At 68.2% G+C, this 16,679-nt stretch carries 11 protein-coding genes; 3 read left to right on the top strand and 8 right to left on the bottom strand.

Annotated elements, in window-relative coordinates; translation table 11 throughout:
* Positions 1-204 precede the first annotated feature (204 nt).
* The 3 genes from ACQHI0_RS27345 to ACQHI0_RS27355 all read right to left on the bottom strand — a co-directional run bounded on the left by ACQHI0_RS27345 (position 205) and on the right by ACQHI0_RS27355 (position 4,965).
* A complete protein-coding gene (locus tag ACQHI0_RS27345) occupies positions 205-2,034 on the bottom strand; it encodes a phosphoenolpyruvate carboxykinase (GTP) (protein WP_427904656.1) in 1,830 nt (609 codons plus the stop codon).
* Between the two features lie 251 nt (positions 2,035-2,285).
* Positions 2,286-3,869, bottom strand: coding sequence for a hypothetical protein (locus tag ACQHI0_RS27350; RefSeq protein ID WP_427904657.1), 1,584 nt, complete (start codon positions 3,867-3,869; stop codon positions 2,286-2,288).
* A complete protein-coding gene (locus ACQHI0_RS27355) occupies positions 3,856-4,965 on the bottom strand; it encodes a hypothetical protein (protein WP_427904658.1) in 1,110 nt (369 codons plus the stop codon). Before ACQHI0_RS27355 ends, ACQHI0_RS27350 begins: the two co-directional genes overlap by 14 nt.
* A 132-nt stretch (positions 4,966-5,097) precedes the next feature.
* On the opposite strand from ACQHI0_RS27355, the gene trmB reads away from it, so the two are divergent.
* From trmB to ACQHI0_RS27370, 3 genes are read left to right on the top strand one after another with little or no spacing between them, the layout of a single operon-like run.
* The gene (gene trmB, locus ACQHI0_RS27360) at positions 5,098-5,901 is read left to right on the top strand and encodes a tRNA (guanosine(46)-N7)-methyltransferase TrmB (protein ID WP_427904659.1); all 804 of its coding nucleotides are present in this window, start codon (positions 5,098-5,100) and stop codon (positions 5,899-5,901) included.
* Positions 5,898-6,614 (top strand): NYN domain-containing protein, encoded by a 717-nt coding sequence (locus ACQHI0_RS27365; RefSeq protein WP_427904660.1) that lies wholly within the window; start codon positions 5,898-5,900, stop codon positions 6,612-6,614. The genes trmB and ACQHI0_RS27365 overlap by 4 nt, the downstream gene beginning before the upstream one ends.
* A complete protein-coding gene (locus ACQHI0_RS27370; RefSeq protein ID WP_427904661.1) occupies positions 6,615-10,622 on the top strand; it encodes an MMPL family transporter in 4,008 nt (1,335 codons plus the stop codon).
* Positions 10,623-10,675: 53 nt separating this feature from the next.
* Here ACQHI0_RS27370 and ACQHI0_RS27375 read toward each other — a convergent pair whose 3' ends face one another.
* The 5 genes from ACQHI0_RS27375 to ACQHI0_RS27395 form a co-directional block, all read right to left on the bottom strand.
* On the bottom strand, positions 10,676-12,310 hold the full coding sequence (locus ACQHI0_RS27375) for a DUF2339 domain-containing protein (RefSeq protein WP_427904662.1): 1,635 nt from the start codon (positions 12,308-12,310) through the stop codon (positions 10,676-10,678).
* Positions 12,311-12,848: 538 nt separating this feature from the next.
* Complete coding sequence (locus ACQHI0_RS27380; protein ID WP_387216122.1) at positions 12,849-13,520, bottom strand: DUF1707 SHOCT-like domain-containing protein; 672 nt, start codon at positions 13,518-13,520, stop codon at positions 12,849-12,851.
* 62 nt (positions 13,521-13,582) lie between these two features.
* Complete coding sequence (locus tag ACQHI0_RS27385) at positions 13,583-14,233, bottom strand: response regulator (RefSeq protein WP_427904663.1); 651 nt, start codon at positions 14,231-14,233, stop codon at positions 13,583-13,585.
* A 16-nt stretch (positions 14,234-14,249) separates the two neighbouring features.
* Positions 14,250-15,428 carry a MacS family sensor histidine kinase gene (gene macS, locus ACQHI0_RS27390; RefSeq protein ID WP_427904664.1) on the bottom strand — a complete coding sequence of 393 codons (1,179 nt, stop codon included), beginning with the start codon at positions 15,426-15,428 and terminating at the stop codon, positions 14,250-14,252.
* On the bottom strand, positions 15,409-16,650 hold the full coding sequence (locus ACQHI0_RS27395) for an AI-2E family transporter (protein WP_427904665.1): 1,242 nt from the start codon (positions 16,648-16,650) through the stop codon (positions 15,409-15,411). The genes macS and ACQHI0_RS27395 overlap by 20 nt, the downstream gene beginning before the upstream one ends.
* Between the last annotated feature and the right edge of the window lie 29 nt (positions 16,651-16,679).

Consider the following 16,679-nt stretch of genomic DNA (forward strand, 5'->3'; position numbering starts at 1 on the left):
CTCTCAGCGTTCTCGTGGCGGTGCAGGAGTCTCGCGGGGGTTCAGCTCGAGAGGAAATATAGGCGACAGTTGCGCCGACGCCACCAGCGACTCTCTGACATCGACAGATGTACCCATAAAGAGACCGCGGAAATCGTCCGACGAACTGGGAGCACAAAAAAACCGCCCGTACCGAGAGGTACGGGCGGTTCTGTGTTCGGGGGATCAGCCCAGGCGCTCCTTGAGTGCCTCGAACTCGTCACGCACGCCCGAAGGCAGCTTGTCGCCGACGAACTCGAACCATTCCTCGATCGACGGGATCTCCTTGCGCCACTCGTCGGCGTTCACCGCGAGCGCCTCGTCGACGTCGGCGGCGACCACGTCGAGGCCGTCCAGGTCGAGATCGGCAGCCGAGGGCACGTTGCCGACCGCGGTGGCCGTGGCGCCCGAGCGGCCTTCGATGCGGCCGACGATCCACTCCAGCACGCGGGAGTTCTCACCGAATCCGGGCCACAGGAAGCGGCCGTCGTCGCCACGACGGAACCAGTTGACGTAGAAGATCTTCGGCAGCTTGTTCGCGTCGGCGTTCTTGCCGAGGTCGATCCAGTGGTTGAGGTAGTCGCCCACGTGGTAGCCGAGGAACGGCAGCATCGCCATCGGGTCGCGACGGACGGTGCCGACCTTGCCCTCGGCGGCGGCGGTCTGCTCCGAGCCCATGGTGGCGCCCATGAACACGCCGTGCTCCCAGCCGAACGACTCGGTCACCAGCGGAACAGTGGTCTTGCGGCGACCGCCGAACAGGATGGCCGAGATCGGCACGCCCTGCGGGTCGTCCCACTCCGGCGCCAGGGTGGGGCACTGCGACATCGGGGTGCAGTAGCGCGAGTTCGGGTGCGCGGCGTGGCCCTCGGACTCGGGGGTCCAGTCGTTGCCCTTCCAGTCGATCAGGTGCTGCGGGTCGCCTTCGAGACCCTCCCACCACACATCGTTGTCGTCGGTCTGGGCGACGTTGGTGTAGACGGTGTTGCCCGCGTCGATGGTGGCCATCGCGTTGGGGTTGGAGCTGTGGTTGGTGCCCGGCGCGACGCCGAAGAAACCGAACTCCGGGTTCACGGCGTAGAGCTGGCCGTCCTTGCCGAAACGCATCCAGGCGATGTCGTCGCCCAGGGTCTCCGCGCGCCAGCCCGGGATGGTCGGCTGGATCATCGCGAGGTTGGTCTTGCCACAGGCGCTCGGGAACGCGGCGGCGATGTAGTAGTTCTTGTTCTCGGGCGAGATCAGCTTGAGGATCAGCATGTGCTCGGCCAGCCAGCCCTCGTCGTGGGCCATCGCCGAGGCGATGCGCAGCGAGTAGCACTTCTTGCCGAGCAGCGCGTTGCCGCCGTAGCCCGAACCGAAGGACCAGATCTCGCGGTCCTCGGGGAAGTGGGTGATGTACTTGGTGTCGCTGCACGGCCACGGCACGTCGGCCTGGCCCTCGGCGAGCGGCGCGCCCACGGAGTGCAGCGCCTTCACGAACGGACGATCGGTGCCCAGCTTCTCCAGGGCGGCGGCGCCCATGCGGGTCATCACGCGCATCGAGACGACCACGTACTCGGAGTCGGTGATCTCCACGCCCAGCTTGGGGTCCTCGGCGCCGAGCGGGCCCATGCAGAACGGCACCACGTACATGGTGCGGCCCTTCATCGAGCCGCGGTACAGCTCGGTCATGGTGGCGCGCATCTCGGCGGGGTCGACCCAGTTGTTGGTCGGGCCGGCGTCGGCCTCGGTCTTGGAACAGATGTAGGTGCGCGATTCGACGCGGGCCACATCGGAGGGATCGGACAGCGCGAGGAAGGAGTTCGGCTTCTTCTTCTCGTCGAGCTGCTTGAAGGTGCCCGCCTCGACCAGCTGCGTGGTCAGGCGATCCCATTCCGCGTCGGAGCCGTCGGCCCAGACCACGCGGTCGGGGGTGGTGAGCTCTGCGACTTCCTGTACCCAGGCGAGCAGTTCACTGTGCTCGGTCGGCGCCTTGCCGTCGGATCCACGAAGACCAGGAATGGTCGCTGAGGTCATGAAAACTCTCCTGAGATGGGCGGTTGTTCGATCCATCGATCGCCACCATGGGCGGGTAAGGCGTCCGCCGAGACCAACCGTCGCACAACCCCGAGAGACGGCTGAGAAAAGGCCGTACACGGACGATGGCCGCGCATCGACTGGCAAGAGCGGACGCCCAGGTTCCTGCCTCCAGGTTAACGCGATATGACGACCGATACGGCATCGGGCTCCCTAACGGGTACCCATAGGTGTATCAGTCAATCCCGCGCTCACAGTTGATCGAGTGTGGCGATGTCGCGCTCGCACGCGGTCAGCTGCGCGGGGCGCTCCGCGACGAGCCTGCGCGCGAGCGCGTCGAGCTCGGTGACACGCCTGTCGACGGCGATCGCGCGGGCGGTCGATTCGCGCACCACGTGCTCGGCCAGCTCGGCCTCGATGTCAACCAGCACCGCCGCGACACGCTGCTCGAGCTGGGCTTTGATGTTCACCAACGCTTCGGAGACCCACTGCGACATGTGGTTGCGCTCGGCGAGCTGGCCGCGGGCGCGCACCACCCAGGCGGCCGCGCCCGCGCCGAGCAGCAGCGTCACCGGGACGCTCGCCACATCGAGTGTCGGCACCAGCGACAGCGGCGCCACGATCAGCCTGCCGAGGCCGACACCGGCCGACGCGCCGAGGGCGATCATGAGGTGATCTTCGACACCACGGTGCCGCTTGCCGGGATCTGGACCGACCCGGGGCGCCGGATCGCGCCGGCGGGCGGTCGGTGCGGCGGTGCCGATGCGGCGGGCGGCTTCGATGACTCGATCGTCGATCACGGCGTCGACCGAGGCCGAGAGTTCACCGGCCGCCTGCTGGAGTCGCTGGGGATAGGCGCGTAGCTCGGCGCGGTCGCAGCGGTCGAGTTCGGCGCGGGAACGGGTGTGCAGCGCGCGCACCATCGAGCCGAGTTCGGCGGTCAGGTCGACGCGGGCGAGCTGGACCTGGCTGCGCACGGCGGCCAGCCCGGCCTGACGGCCGCCGTCGCGCTCGGCGGCCAGGCCGATGCGTTCCTCCCGGATCCGGGCGGTGTCAGTGCCGGAGCGCAGGGCGGTGATCTGCTCGTCGATTCGCGCCCTGGTGTCGGCGAGGACCCGGGTGCGCACGGCGGTGCGGCGCTGAGCGCCGTCGGCCGGTCCCTTCGCGGTGGCGGCGGCGAGGGTGGCGTGCAGTCCGGCGACGCCGGAGCGGTCGAGCAGGGCGGAGTCGTCGGCGGCGCGGGCCGCGGCGGACATGCGGGCCGAGACGGCGACGATGTCGAGGTCGGTGATGCCGCGGGCGGCGAGCAGTTCGAGGTTGCGATCGCGGGTCGCGCGCCAGTCCTGATAGGCGTGAAAGCCGTTCATGGCGAGCAGGATTCGCCGGTCGGCGGCGCGCAGGCGATCGATCAGGGCGAACATGTCCGCGCCGAGGACACTGCCCGCGTCGAAGAGGATGAGCGCCGCGGCGGGTTCGGTACCCGAGGTGGGATCGGCCAGGTCGATATGGGGTTCGAAGCGCGCGAGTTCGGTGCGGAGCAGGGTGGTGTTGGCGTCGTCGGGGGCATAGAAGTCGACAGTGGTGCCATGGCCCGCACCGGCCATCGCCCGCAGCAGTGCGGCGCCCTGGGGATTCCACCGTTCGATCACCGCGTCTACCGCAGGCGAGAGCGCGTTCGGATCGTCGATCGGCGAACGACCGGACGCGGCGCCCGGATCGTCAGCTCTGTCGCCCTGCTCCTCGTCGGCCGTACCGTGATCCGCCGAGGTGCTCGGATCGCCGGTGCCTCGCGCGTCGGCGGCCGAACCTGGATCGGGGGCCTCAGAGTCCGGCACTGGACATCCGCTCCCAGGCTCTGACATAGCCGTTGTGGACGCGAAGGGCAGCGCGGCGGGCGGCGGGGGGCATATCGCTGGACACCACGGCACGCCAGCGGGTGGCGCGGGCGAGTGCCTCGTCGGCGTCGGCGGGCGAGGGTGACGGGTAGCCGGCGGCCAGGTGCGAGACCTGCGGGCAGGCCAAGCCGGCGCACAGTCCGGCCCAGAGCGCTTCGTCACCGGCGAGGTAGTGCTCGATCTGTTCGCGGGCGCGCCCACCGTCGCCGGGGACCGCGCGGGCCGCCAGCCGGATCAGCTGGTCGAGCAGTTCGCCGCCGCGTACCGCTTCCACCTGCTCGTACCGGCGGTGGACCAGCTTGTGCAACGGGTCGATCCCGCTCGCGGAGTGCAGGATCTGGATGAGTGCCGACGCGGGCAGGTCGGGATCGGCGCGCAAGGCCGACAGCGCGCAATCAACGCCGTAGAGATCCCAATTGGCGATCAGGCGCCTGCGCGCGTCCTGGTCGGAACCGCTGCCGATGAACAGATCGGCCGCCAGCACCGAGGGCACATCGGGGCCGACGGCGAGCCTGCGCAGATCGCTCAGATCGTCGGCGCTCACCGCTCCCGCCCTGGTCCGGGCGGCGACAGACGCGACGATCGGCACGATCGGCAGGCCGATTTCCTGCGCGTGCCGCTGCGCCGCGGCCACGGCCTCACCCCAGCGCGCGCCGACCGCGTCGGCCTTGTTGAGCACGACAAGACCGCGACCCTTCGGCACGGTGGCGAGCAGGCGATAGTCGGCGGCCTGCGGCGCACCGGCCAGCACATAGATGACCAGATCACCGTCGAGAACCGGATCGGGCGACTCGGGCTGATCGACCGGCGAGGTCTCGTGCGCGGACAACAACGCGAGCGCGGCGAGCACGGTGGTCCGCCCACTGAGCGCACGCCCGGTGATCTGGATGCGCAGCGGACGTCGACGCCGCGCGGCCGCCGCGGCGAGCTGTTCGGCGATCGCCGGATCACCGCCCCGACCTGCACCGAGGCGCGAGATCAGCTCGTCGAGCTGGTCCGCGGGCCGTGTCTGTGCGAATTCGGTGGCTGTCGACATTCTGCACACCCCCTTTTCGGAGGGCATTCTGTCAGATCCGCGCCGAGCGGGGGCTCGGCGAACCCACTGCGCGACCTGGCAGATCGGCGGTCCCCGAACTCGCCTGTGGCGTAGCTCCACGCATGCTGGACAATGGACGACGTGAACGACGCCGCCAACCACGCCGAGCCGACCAGCCACAAGCTGTCGGAGATGCCCGACGACGCCGGCAGGCGCTCACTCACCGGCTCCCGGCTGTACCCGCGCGTCACGAGTTTCCGCACTCGCCGCGGCGCGCTGACGCCGAACCAGCAGGCCTCCTGGGACAAGACGTGGCCGGTGATCGGGCGCAATGTGTCCAACGATCCGGTCGACGCCGACGCCTGGTTCGGGCGCGAGGCGCCGCTGGTCATCGAGATCGGCACCGGCACCGGCACCGCGACGGCCGCCATGGCCAAGGCCGAACCGCACCTGAACCTGATCGGCATCGAGGTGTACCAGCCGGGTCTGGCCCAGCTGGTTCAGCAGATCGAGCGCGACGAGATCGACAACATCCGGTTGCTGCGCGGCGACGCCGTCGACGTACTCGAGAACATGGTTGCCCCGGAGTCGCTGATCGGCGTTCGGGTGTTCTTCCCCGACCCGTGGCCCAAGGCCCGCCACCACAAGCGCAGGCTGCTGCAGGCGCCGACATTCGCGCTGATCGCCAGCAGACTCAAGCCCGGCGGTGTGCTGCACGTGGCGACCGACCACGCGGATTACGCGGAGCATATTCTCGAAGTAGGCTCCAAGGAACCGCTGTTCACCGGCCTGAACGACACCACCGGCGGCGACAGCGCCGCCAACCGCACTACCGCGCCGATCGGTTTCGAACGGCCCGTCACCAAGTTCGAGGGCAAAGGCCTGCGTGCCGGTAGCGCCATCAACGAGTTCATATGGGGGAAGATCGACAGATGAGCGTGAGTGAGATCGCCCCCGAGATGCCGGTGCCCGCCCAGGCAGGCCCCGGTTCCGAGGCGTTGAGCGGTTCCGATGTTCGACGTGTGCTGTTGGTCTGGGACGCGCCGAACCTCGATATGGGGCTCGGCGCCATCCTCGGAGGACGTCCCACCGCCGCTTATCGCCCCCGTTTCGACGCGCTCGGCCGCTGGTTGCTGGCCCGCACCGCCGAGATCTCGGTCGCCTCGAAGGGGCGCATCGAGGCCGAGGCCACCGTCTTCACCAATATCGCGCCCGGCACCGCCGACGTGGTCCGCCCCTGGGTGGAAGCGCTGCGCAACGTCGGTTTCGCGGTGTTCGCCAAGCCCAAGATCGACGAAGACTCCGATGTCGACGCCGATATGCTCGCCCACATCGCGACCCGTCAGCGCGACGGCGGTTTAGCCGGAATCATGGTCGCCTCGGCCGATGGTCAAGCCTTCCGTGAACCACTGGAAGCCATCGCGGCCAAGGGAATCCCAGCTCAGGTACTCGGATTTCGTGAGCACGCGAGTTGGGCGGTCACTTCGGATACCCTCGGGTTCGTCGACCTCGAGGACATCCCTGGAGTATTCCGGGAACCGCTACCGCGGGTGAGTCTCGAGTCGCTGCCCGACGAGGGTGCTTGGCTGCAGCCTTTCCGGCCGCTGTCGGCGCTACTCACTTCTCGCCCTGGTCAAGGAGTCGCTTAAGTGTTCACCCGCTGGGGCGATCTGGTATATCGGTTCCGCTTCGCCGTCATCGTGGTTGTCGGTGGGGCGATGTTGGCGTTGGGTGCGTACGGCATGGGGCTCGGGCCCCGGCTGAGCCAGAGTGGCTGGTTCGATCCTGGCTCGGAGTCGGTGCAGGGCGCGCAGATCGCGGACGGGTCTTACGGCCGCGACCACCAGGCCGACGTCATCGTCATGTACAACGCCCCCGAGGGCAAAACGATCGATGACCCGGAGTTCTCGAAGAAGGTCGTCGACAGCCTGAGTACCGCCGTCACCGAACACCCCGATCAGATCGGCAAGATCAACGGCACCTATTGGAAGGTGGGCGACGCGCCCGCCGTGCCGTCGGCGTTCGGGTCGAAGGACAAGAAACACGCGTTCGCCTCGATCGCCATCGCCGGTGACAACGACACCGTCATGATGGCCAACTACCGCGCCGTGGCGGACGCCTTCTACATCCCCGGCGTCGACGTCGAGGTCTCGGGCCTGCAAGCCATCGCGGTCACCCTGACCGACACCCTCGACCACGACTCCAAGCGAATGGAAGTAATCGCCTTCCCCGCCGTGGCGATCCTGCTGTTCTTCATCTTCGGTGGCATCGTCGCGGCCGCGTTGCCGCTGATCATCGGTGGTCTGACGATCCTCGGCGCCACCGGCATCGTGATGGCGCTGACCAATTTCACCGAGGTCAACTTCTTCGTCACCGGTGTCGTCTCGATGATCGGTCTCGGCCTGGCGATCGACTACGGGCTGTTCATCGTCAGCCGTTTCCGCGAGGAGCTGGCCGAGGGTTACAGCACCAGAGCCGCCGTCCGGCGGTCGGTCATGACCGCTGGACGAACAGTGGTGTTCTCCGCGACGATGATCATCGCCAGCGTCGGCGGCATTCTGATCTTCCCGCAGGGCTTCCTGCGGTCGGTCGCGTACGGCACCATCGCGGCGGTCTCCCTTGCGGCGCTGACCGCCGTCACGATTCTGCCCGCGATGCTGGCCATCCTCGGTCCGCGCGTGGACATGCTCGGCCTCAAGCGGTTCCGCAAGACCAAGACCGCGGAGCAGGTCGAGAACGGTTTCTGGGGCAACCTGACCCGGTGGGTCATGCGGCACCCGCTCAAGATCGCCATCCCGATCACCATCGGCCTGCTGCTGCTGATCATCCCGGTCAAGGATCTGGCGTTCGGCGGCATCAACGAGAAGTACCTCCCACCGGACGACCCCGCTCGTTCCGCGCTCGAGCACTTCTACGAGGTCTTCCCGATGAAGAAGACCGACCCGATCCAGCTGGTCTTCGTCTCGGACAACACCAACGCGATCGGCAAGGTCTGGAAGGAAGCCAATCAAGCTCCCGGGCTGGTGAGCCCGTTCGAAGTGCCGGTCAAGTCGCCGACCAACTCCCAGGTGTTCCGTACCTCGGCACCCATGGTCGATCCGACCAACAACGCCGAGCCGACGATCGACTACCTGCGCTCGATCGAAATACCCGACGGCGTCACGATGTACGTCACCGGTCAGCCCACCCTGATGGCCGACAGCATCGACACGCTGATGGAACTGATGCCGTGGATGATCTTGCTCGTCTTGGTCACCACCACGATCCTGATGTTCCTGACATTCGGTTCGCTGGTACTGCCGATCAAGGCCGCCTTGATGAGCGCGCTCGGCCTCGGCGCGACCCTCGGCATCCTCACGTGGATCTTCGTCGACGGCAACGGCGCCACACTCCTGAACTTCACGCCACAGCCGATCAGCGCGCCGGTCTTGATGCTGATCATCGCGATCATCTACGGCCTGTCGACCGACTACGAGGTCTTCCTGCTCTCCCGCATGGTGGAGGCCCGCGCCCAAGGTGCGTCCACCACCGAGGCCGTGCGAATAGGCACCGCCCAAACCGGGCGAATCATCACCGCCGCCGCGCTGATCCTGCTCGTGGTGACCGGCGCGTTCGCGTTCTCCGACATGGTGATGATGCAGTACATCGCCTACGGCATGATCGCGGCGCTGCTCATCGACGCCACCATCCTGCGCATGCTGCTTGTCCCGGCGATCATGAAGTTGCTCGGCGACGACTGCTGGTGGGCGCCGAAGTGGATGAAGCGGATCCAGGAGAAGATCGGCCTCGGCGAACCCATCCTCGACGACGAGCGCCCTGGCAACAGCGACGCGGTCGACCTGGTGAAGACCACCCCGATCACCGACCCGCCGACCATGCAGATGACGGCGGTCCCCGACTCCAAGCTGGCCCGCACCCCGCGCAGGCCGCGTACGGTCGCCGAGATCGAGGCCGAGGCGCCGACTCAGCGCATCGACAAGATCACCGATGCCGAGGCCGCCGAGCCCGCTCGGCCGCGCTTGCCGATGTCGCCCGATCCGACGCGTCCCCGCGCCTCGATGCTGTCTTCGGGTGAGCCGACGCGCGAGTTGCCGGTGGTGAAGCCGGGCACGCCGGCGAAATCCGAGCAGGGGGATGGCGCGAAGCCGACGGAATCCGGACTCGACCTGCCGAACCACGTGTCCGGCGAGCCGACCCAGGTGCTGCCGATCGTCAAGCCGGGCACCCCGAATCCGGCTCAGGGACAAAACGATTCGACCTCGGATAGCTCCACGGACGAAGACCGTGGCTATTCGGGACCGAGCTTCGGCACCCCGCCCATACCGCTCACCGATCTCGGCGATCCCGAAACCGGGCCCGGCGGCGCCACTCGCCCCACCAGCGAGCTCGGACACACGGGCAGCACTGCCGACGCGCCGAGCATCAGCTCGCCGTTCGGCGACACCGGACCGAGCTTCGGTCACGATTCGCGCTTCGGCCCCGCAGGCACCACCGCGCCAGAAGGCGGTGGCACCGAAACCCCCAGTGGCCCTTCGATTTCCCACCCCGACCCGGTCGACAACGGGTCCGGGCTCGATCTGCCCGGCATCGTCACCGGTGTTCCGCCGCGTGGCTCCGGGCGCGTGCAGCCGCCCTCGGGGTACACGCCGGGAGTGATCGGCGAGACGCCGCCGGTGCCGCGAATTTCGACGCCGAACGAGACCGGCGATGGCGCCGGATTCGGTACGCCCACAGTGGATTCGCGGCCGAGCATCGTTCCCCCGGCCCGGCCGAACACGGCGACCCCGCCGCGCGGGATCGTCCCGCCGCAGCCTCCGCGGATCGTCAACACCCCGCCGACGCCGCGCGAGGCCCCGCCGAGCGCCGTGCCACCAGCACCTCACGACACCCCGCCGAGTGCCACGCCACCGGCACCACACGAGGCCCCGTCGAGCGGAACCTTCAACGGGTTCAGCCCGGTGACCGCGTCGAACCTCCGGCCGGTCACGCCCGACACCCCCGCACCGGACTCGAGCATGCCCGGACAGGTCGACGGCGCTGTGCGCGAAACGGATTCGAACCCGCGGGGCTCCGAGGCACCGCGCCCTGACTTCTCGGCAACGCCCGGCTCGCATCGTGCCGAGTCGCACCCGGGTACCGCGGCGCGCGCGGAGACCGAACCCGAATCACCTCTTCCCTCCCCGGGCGTTTTCGGTACCTCGGTGCCGGTCGAACCGCAGCCGAGCGCTCCGTGGAACAACGGCATGACCGGCCCCGGCACGCCGCGCGGTTTCAATCCGCCCGATCAGGACAGCGGACCACGGTTCTCGCCGGTCACGCCGTCCTCGTCGGCGGGTGACCTCGACGAGGAGGCGACGGCCGACCAGGCCGATACCCCCGGTCGATGGCAGGCGCCGTCCGGCTTCACCGCCGTCCCGACGCCCGCCGCGTCGCCGGCGGAACCGTCCGACGAGGTGACCGCACCCGCTGCTGAAACCGATTCCACGGCAACGGAATCCGCTGAACCGCAGGCGGACACCCGCAATGAGATCGAGAACTGGATGGCTCAGCTGCGCTCGTCTCGCCGGGGCACCGGCGTGGACGAGGGTCGCCATAGCGGTGGCGAGGGTCGGACCGTGAGTGTGAACGAGCTGCTGCGTCGGCGCGAGGACGACTGAGGTCGCTCCGTGAGAGCGCTGGGGCGGGGCCTTCGGGCCCCGCCCCGTTCTGTTTACTGACCCTGGCGCGCCGGGGAAGAGTCCGCGAAGGCGCGGGCGTAGCGGGTTCCGGTGAGAAGCAACAGGATTCCGACTGCCAGGAAGGCTGCTACCCGGACCAGCCCGGAGAGGGTGGCCAGGTCGAACAGGAACAGTTTCGCGAGTGCGGCCGCGGCTACCAGGAGGCCGGAGACCAGGCAGACCTTCGCGACCACGGGTGAAGTGGCGAGTCGGCGCAACCCGTAGAACAGTGCGGCGGTGGCGGCCACCATCCACACGATGGTCGCCACGCTGTGGCCGACGATGAAACCGTCCGCGCCGCCGAGGGATACGCCGAGCGACACCGCGGCGACCAGCACGTAGTACAGCCCGGCGATAATCACCGCGATCCACACTCCGGTGACGAGTGCTGGATCGTCGCACCGCGGCAACCGTGGCACGGTCCACGCCACCATCGCCGCCACCCCCGATCCCGCAACTGCCGCCATCGCCGTCGCGACATCGAGATCCTGCTCCGCAAGCCGTTGCAGCGCAAGCGTTTCCGGCGTAGCGATCGCCAGCATCACGAGCCCGCCCAGCAGCGCGAACGCGACACCGAGCCCAGCAGCGACCCGTGTGCGGCTCACGGCGGCAACCCCGAAGAACGCGAGACCGGCAACGAAAAGCGCGGTCGGCATCAGTCGAGGGTGACCGCCCGTCGCGACGGCGCACGTCTGCAGCAACGCGACCGCACCGGTCAACGCGGCCACCAACGCCGTGTGCCGGGCGATCCCCAGCCGCCCGACATCCCGAGCAACATCAAGCCGGGGACCCATGACCGTTTCCGAGCCGGAAGCCGCCGCACCAGCGCCGGCAGGAATCAACCCGGTAGCGGCGAGGCCGAGCAGGACTGTGGCGATGACCGCGGTGATCGACACGCTCACCACCCGGTCGAACAGCGCCGCGGCGGCGAGCACCGGGAGGACGGTGAGGGCGATCGTGATGCTGGCGGTGATGTCGCCCGGCCTGCGGCGCACCGCGAGCAGCGCACCGACCAGTCCGACCACCGCACCGGCGATCGCCGCGATCAGCAGCCCTTGCCTGTGCTCCACCTCCGTGCCGGAGATCGCTGCTTCGATCCCACTGAGCGCCACCATCCCCAGCACCGCGAGCACCACCGGCAAGGTGCGCGCCACGTGCAGTACCGGCCAGTCCCTGCGCAGCTGCACCGGAACCCCCGCCGCCTGCAACACCACCAAGAACCCGAGCAACATCAATTCGGTGGTCAACGCGGGCGACAACACCGCGGCCCCCAACACCACCCCCACCGCCAACGGCTGCGACTGCCACCGCACCGCGACCCCCACCCCGACCAGCGCCACCACCAGCGCCACGGCAAGCCCGACTCCGCCGGGCACCCATCGGTAATACCCGGTTACCGCAACAACATCCAGATACAGCCCGGCAATACCAGTGGCCACCAACGCAATTCCACCGACACGACCACCGGGCCGCGTGAACACCCGCCAGCCGAGGCCGACCAGTACGGCGGAAAACACCGCGCCAGCGATGACTCTCGCTACCGGACCGAAGAACCCCGCCTGCGCGGCCAACACCAACAGCATCAGCACGCCGACCAAGGTCACCCCGACGCCGGCCACGGCAAGCACCCGGGAAATCACTCCTTCGCGCTGCCACCACGGCACCCGCACCGGCCCTGGTTGCCCGCCGCGGGCTGCCCACGTGGGAACACCCTGCCCGGTCGACCTCGCCCAACCGGTCGGCCCTCCTGCCTGTCCGTACGGTGCAAAACCACCACCGCGCGGCCCGGCCGGACCGCCCCCAGGCGGCGCAGCAGGTCCCCCATACGGTCCAACCCAGTTCGCGGGAACCCCGAACGGCGCGGCACCGCCACCATGCGGCCCCACCGGAGCAGCCCAGTTCGCTGGCGCCCCGGTCGACCCGCCCGCACGCGACGCTTCCGCTCGCAACTGCGCAGACAGCACATCCAGGTCGCCGCCCAGCTGACTCAGGTGTGCGCCGAGCGCGGTGAACTCTCCGGACAGCCGGGCAACCAGCGCGGGATCGATGGCAGTACTCATAACTCCATAGTCGACCCGTGCGGATCGCCGTACATGAGTAAAAACCCCTGCGGGCGCGCTGTTCCTACGCGAAAAGCGCCTTTCGTATGTCCGCAGAGCCCAGGGTTCACGAACCCAGGAATCGCCTCCACTGAACCATCAGCGGGTATTTCGCGGTCACCGATCCGAACCGGATGCGACCGTGCACGACAAGATGCAACGGCCCGATCGGCGGGCCGGTGCGAACCTTGTTGTTGGCCGAGGATCCCACCAGATCGAGGCCGTTGAGGTCGACAGTGGCGGCCGCGGGGACGAGCAACGTGAGACTCGTGCAGTAGTCATCGACCTGGATCTCGACGATCTGCGTCTGCATCACGGCCTCGGTGAAGTCCAAGGTCACGCCCGACATCAGGTTGTTGAGATGCAACACCGGCGGCACCTGCCACGGCCCACGCCGGTGGACCCCCGACAACCGGCTACGAATCGCGCTCGGATTGGACCCACCGGCAGGCACCGGAACATGGCGTGGCCGCGGCATCGCGGCGGGCTGCGGTGTGCCCGCCACCCGCATTCCGGGCAGGTCGACGAGCACAGCGTTGAGTTCACCGCGAGTCTTCGCGGCCAGCGCCGTATCCATCCGCTCGGTGAACTCGCCGAGCGAGAGCATGCCGAGCCCGACGGCACGCTGCAGCAACTGCCCGACATGCTCCCGCTCGGCGTCGGAAACACGCAGCTCACGGTCACCGACGGGACCAGCCGTCGCGGCACCGGGTACGAAAAGGGATTCAGGACCGCCCATGCCATCGAGGGTAGCCAGCGAAACCGTCCCGGCGCATCAGGGCAAACCCCCATTCAAGACAACTATTCGAGCCCCTGCTCGATGGCGTAGCGGGTGAGCTCTACCCGATTCGCCAGCTGCAACTTGCGTAGCGTCGCCTGTACATGGTTCTCCACCGTCCGATGCGAGAGATTCAACCGAGTAGCGATCTGCTTGGCCGACAACCCCTTGGCCACCATCCGCAGAACCTCGGTCTCCCGCTCGGTCAACGACGGCCGGTGCGGCTGATCGGCGGCCGCGGGCGCGGTGGCCATCCGCCGATACTCCCCGAGCACCAACCCGGCCAATCCGGGCGTGAACACCGGCTGACCTGCGGCAGTGGCGCGAACGGCATCGATCAACTCGGCCGCCGACGCACTCTTCACCAGATACCCGCTTGCCCCCGCCTTGATCGCGTCGAGCACATCGTCGCGCTCGGCCGAAGCCGACAGCACCAGCACTCGGCTATGCGGCGAAACCCGCAGCACCTCCGCCGTCGCCGCGGCCCCGTTCCCATCGGTGAGCTGCATGTCCATCAACACCACGTCCGGCTGCACGGCCGCGGCACGCCGAGACGCTGTCCCCACGCCGTCAGCGGTGGCCAACACCTCGAACCCGGCCTCGGCGAGATCGCGCGAAACGCCCTCACGCCACATCGGATGGTCGTCGACCACCATCACCGTAATGACCGGCATCGCCCAGCTCCTCTTCTCAGCGCGCCGACTGGCGCGGAATCCGGAATTCCCACTCGGTACCGAGGTCCTCCCCCTCGGTGAGCAACTCCGCGGTCCCACCGAGCGCCTCGATCCGCCCGATGATCGACCGCGAAACACCCATCCTCCCTTCGGCAGCGGCTGCCTCCAGTCGTCCCGCCTCGATGCCGACACCGTCGTCGCGCACACTCACCACCACTGCGTCGACGGTATCTTCCAGCAGCACATACGCTTTCGCATCGGGCCCGGCATGCAGTGCGACATTCGACAGCGCGGTGGTCACCGCCGCGGCGATCTCGTGCGCCACCAGCTGCCCGACCGGCACCGGATCGCCCGGCGTAGCCACCGACACCGTGGTCGTGGCCCGCGAAGTCAGCAGCGGCCGCAGATCCACTTCCCCCGAACCGGAGTCCGGCTGTTGCGCCTGCTCGGACAACAGCACCCGCAACGCCACCTCCTGCTCCCCTGCTCGCTGCGCGAGTTCGGTTGCGGGCCCGCCGATCTCACCACCGCGCCGCTTGATGTAGGCGAGCACCTGCAACACTCCGTCGTGCACCTCACGGGCCAACCGCTCCCGTTCCTGCGCGGCGGCCGTGATCCGCAATGCCCGCTCGAGCTGCCCCTGTGCCCGCCTGGCGGTATTGGCCGCCAACCCGAGCGCCAACCCCACCGAAACGAGCACGGGCGCGGTGGCATCCCCCCACACGTCCTGTCCCCACTGATCGCGCACCGTCACCACCACAGCCGCCATGGCAAGTCCCGCGACAACTCCCGCGACCGGTCCGCGCAGGATCGCCATCGAGATCACCGAGTTCGCGATCCACAACGTCGTCGGCAGCGTCTGATGCCCGTGATACCAATCGTAGTCCGCGACAAGCCTGGTCGAGGCGATCAGCGCCACCGTCACCACCTGGTCGCCGAACACCACCCAGCCGCGAATCTTCCCGGTCGCCTCGGGGAAGTACCACTGCGACAGCAGCAGCGCCGAACTCCCCGACCAGATCGCCATCACCGCGATCAGCACCCAACTCAGCCGCGGATGCTCGTAATACGGCGCCGACGCGATCTGCTGCCCGATCGCGTACAGCAGCGTGACCAGCCGAAACGCCTGCGCAGCCCGCCACAGCGGCGCGGTGGCGGCATCGGCCGAGCTCAACTCAGCTGTGTGGGTCCGCATCGCCGGACTCTTCTTCTTCCTTGCGCAGCCGCTTCGCCACGTCGAAGCGGCCCGGTGGCTCCGGTTTGTCGGGCTCGGCGGTGAACCGTTTTCGCTCCTCGGCGCCGACCAGCTCACCGAAGGCCTCCGCTGGACTGTCGGCGAGCAGATATCGAATCGCGGTGTTGCCCACCGCGATCAACGGCACGGCGAGCAGCGCGCCCGCGATCCCACCGACGACCAACCCGGCGGTGATCGCCAGCACCACGGCCAGCGGATGGATGCTCACGGCCCGGCCGAGCAGCAGTGGCTGCAGCACATGGCCTTCCAGCTGCATCACCGCGACGATGATGCCGAGCACGATCAGCGCGGTCACCAATCCCTTGGTGACCAGCGCGATGAACACCGCGACGAACCCGGCGAAGAACGCGCCGATGATCGGGATGAAGGCGCTGATGAACACCAGCGAAGCCAGCGGCAAGGCAAGCGGCACATGCAGAATCGCCAGCCCGGCTCCTATACCGATCGCGTCCACCGCCGCGACCACCACGGTGGCGCGCACGAATCCGACCAGCGTCCCGAAGCCCAGTTCACCTGCGGTACGGACCTTTTCGCGGTGCGCTGTGGGGATGATCCGGGTGATGAAGTTCCAGATCTGATCCCCGCCGTAGAGGAAGAAGATGAGGATGAACAGGATCAGGAACGCACCGGTGAGGATGTGGCCGATGGCGGTGGCGGTGGTCAGCGCGCCGCTGGTCAGGCTCTCGCGGTTGTCCTGGATGGTGCGCACGATGGTGTCGCCCGCGTTGCGGATCTGCTGGTCGCTCAGATGCGGCGGGCCGTTGATCAACCAGTCCTGCACCTTGTGCACGCTGTTGGTGACCTCATTGGACAACCCCGGCACACCGTCGACGAACTGCTCGACGACAAACGTCAACACCCCCGCGAGCAGCCCGATCGACCCCAGCAGCGCCACGAACACGCCGAGCGAGCGCGGAATCCCCACCCGCTGCATCCAATCGACCAGCGGCGCGAGCAGTGCGGCGGCGAGCAGCGCGATAGCCAGCGGGATCACCACCGTGGCGAACTTCTGGACCAGCATCCCCACCGCGAGCAACGCGCCGAAGATGATCAGCAACCGCCAACTCCATGCCGCGGCTTTGCGAACAAGGGGGTGAACTGCCTCGGCGTCCGAGCGCCATGGCGTTGACGCGGTCCCGGAATCTACCTTCTGGTCGGTCACTCGAGAGAGCCTATCGGTCCGAACGCTAG

The organism is Nocardia sp. FBN12 (genome assembly GCF_050320175.1).
Classification (GTDB): Bacteria; Actinomycetota; Actinomycetes; order Mycobacteriales; family Mycobacteriaceae; genus Nocardia.

Excerpts from the sequence above, each read along its gene's own strand:
- ACQHI0_RS27345 (WP_427904656.1), bottom strand. The coding sequence starts at position 2,034 with ATGACCTCAGCGACCATTCCTGGTCTTCGTGGATCCGACGGCAAGGCG.
- ACQHI0_RS27355 (WP_427904658.1), bottom strand. The coding sequence starts at position 4,965 with ATGTCGACAGCCACCGAATTCGCACAGACACGGCCCGCGGACCAGCTC.
- trmB (WP_427904659.1), top strand. The coding sequence starts at position 5,098 with ATGGACGACGTGAACGACGCCGCCAACCACGCCGAGCCGACCAGCCAC.
- ACQHI0_RS27365 (WP_427904660.1), top strand. The coding sequence starts at position 5,898 with ATGAGCGTGAGTGAGATCGCCCCCGAGATGCCGGTGCCCGCCCAGGCA.
- ACQHI0_RS27380 (WP_387216122.1), bottom strand. The coding sequence starts at position 13,520 with ATGGGCGGTCCTGAATCCCTTTTCGTACCCGGTGCCGCGACGGCTGGT.
- ACQHI0_RS27385 (WP_427904663.1), bottom strand. The coding sequence starts at position 14,233 with ATGCCGGTCATTACGGTGATGGTGGTCGACGACCATCCGATGTGGCGT.
- macS (WP_427904664.1), bottom strand. The coding sequence starts at position 15,428 with ATGCGGACCCACACAGCTGAGTTGAGCTCGGCCGATGCCGCCACCGCG.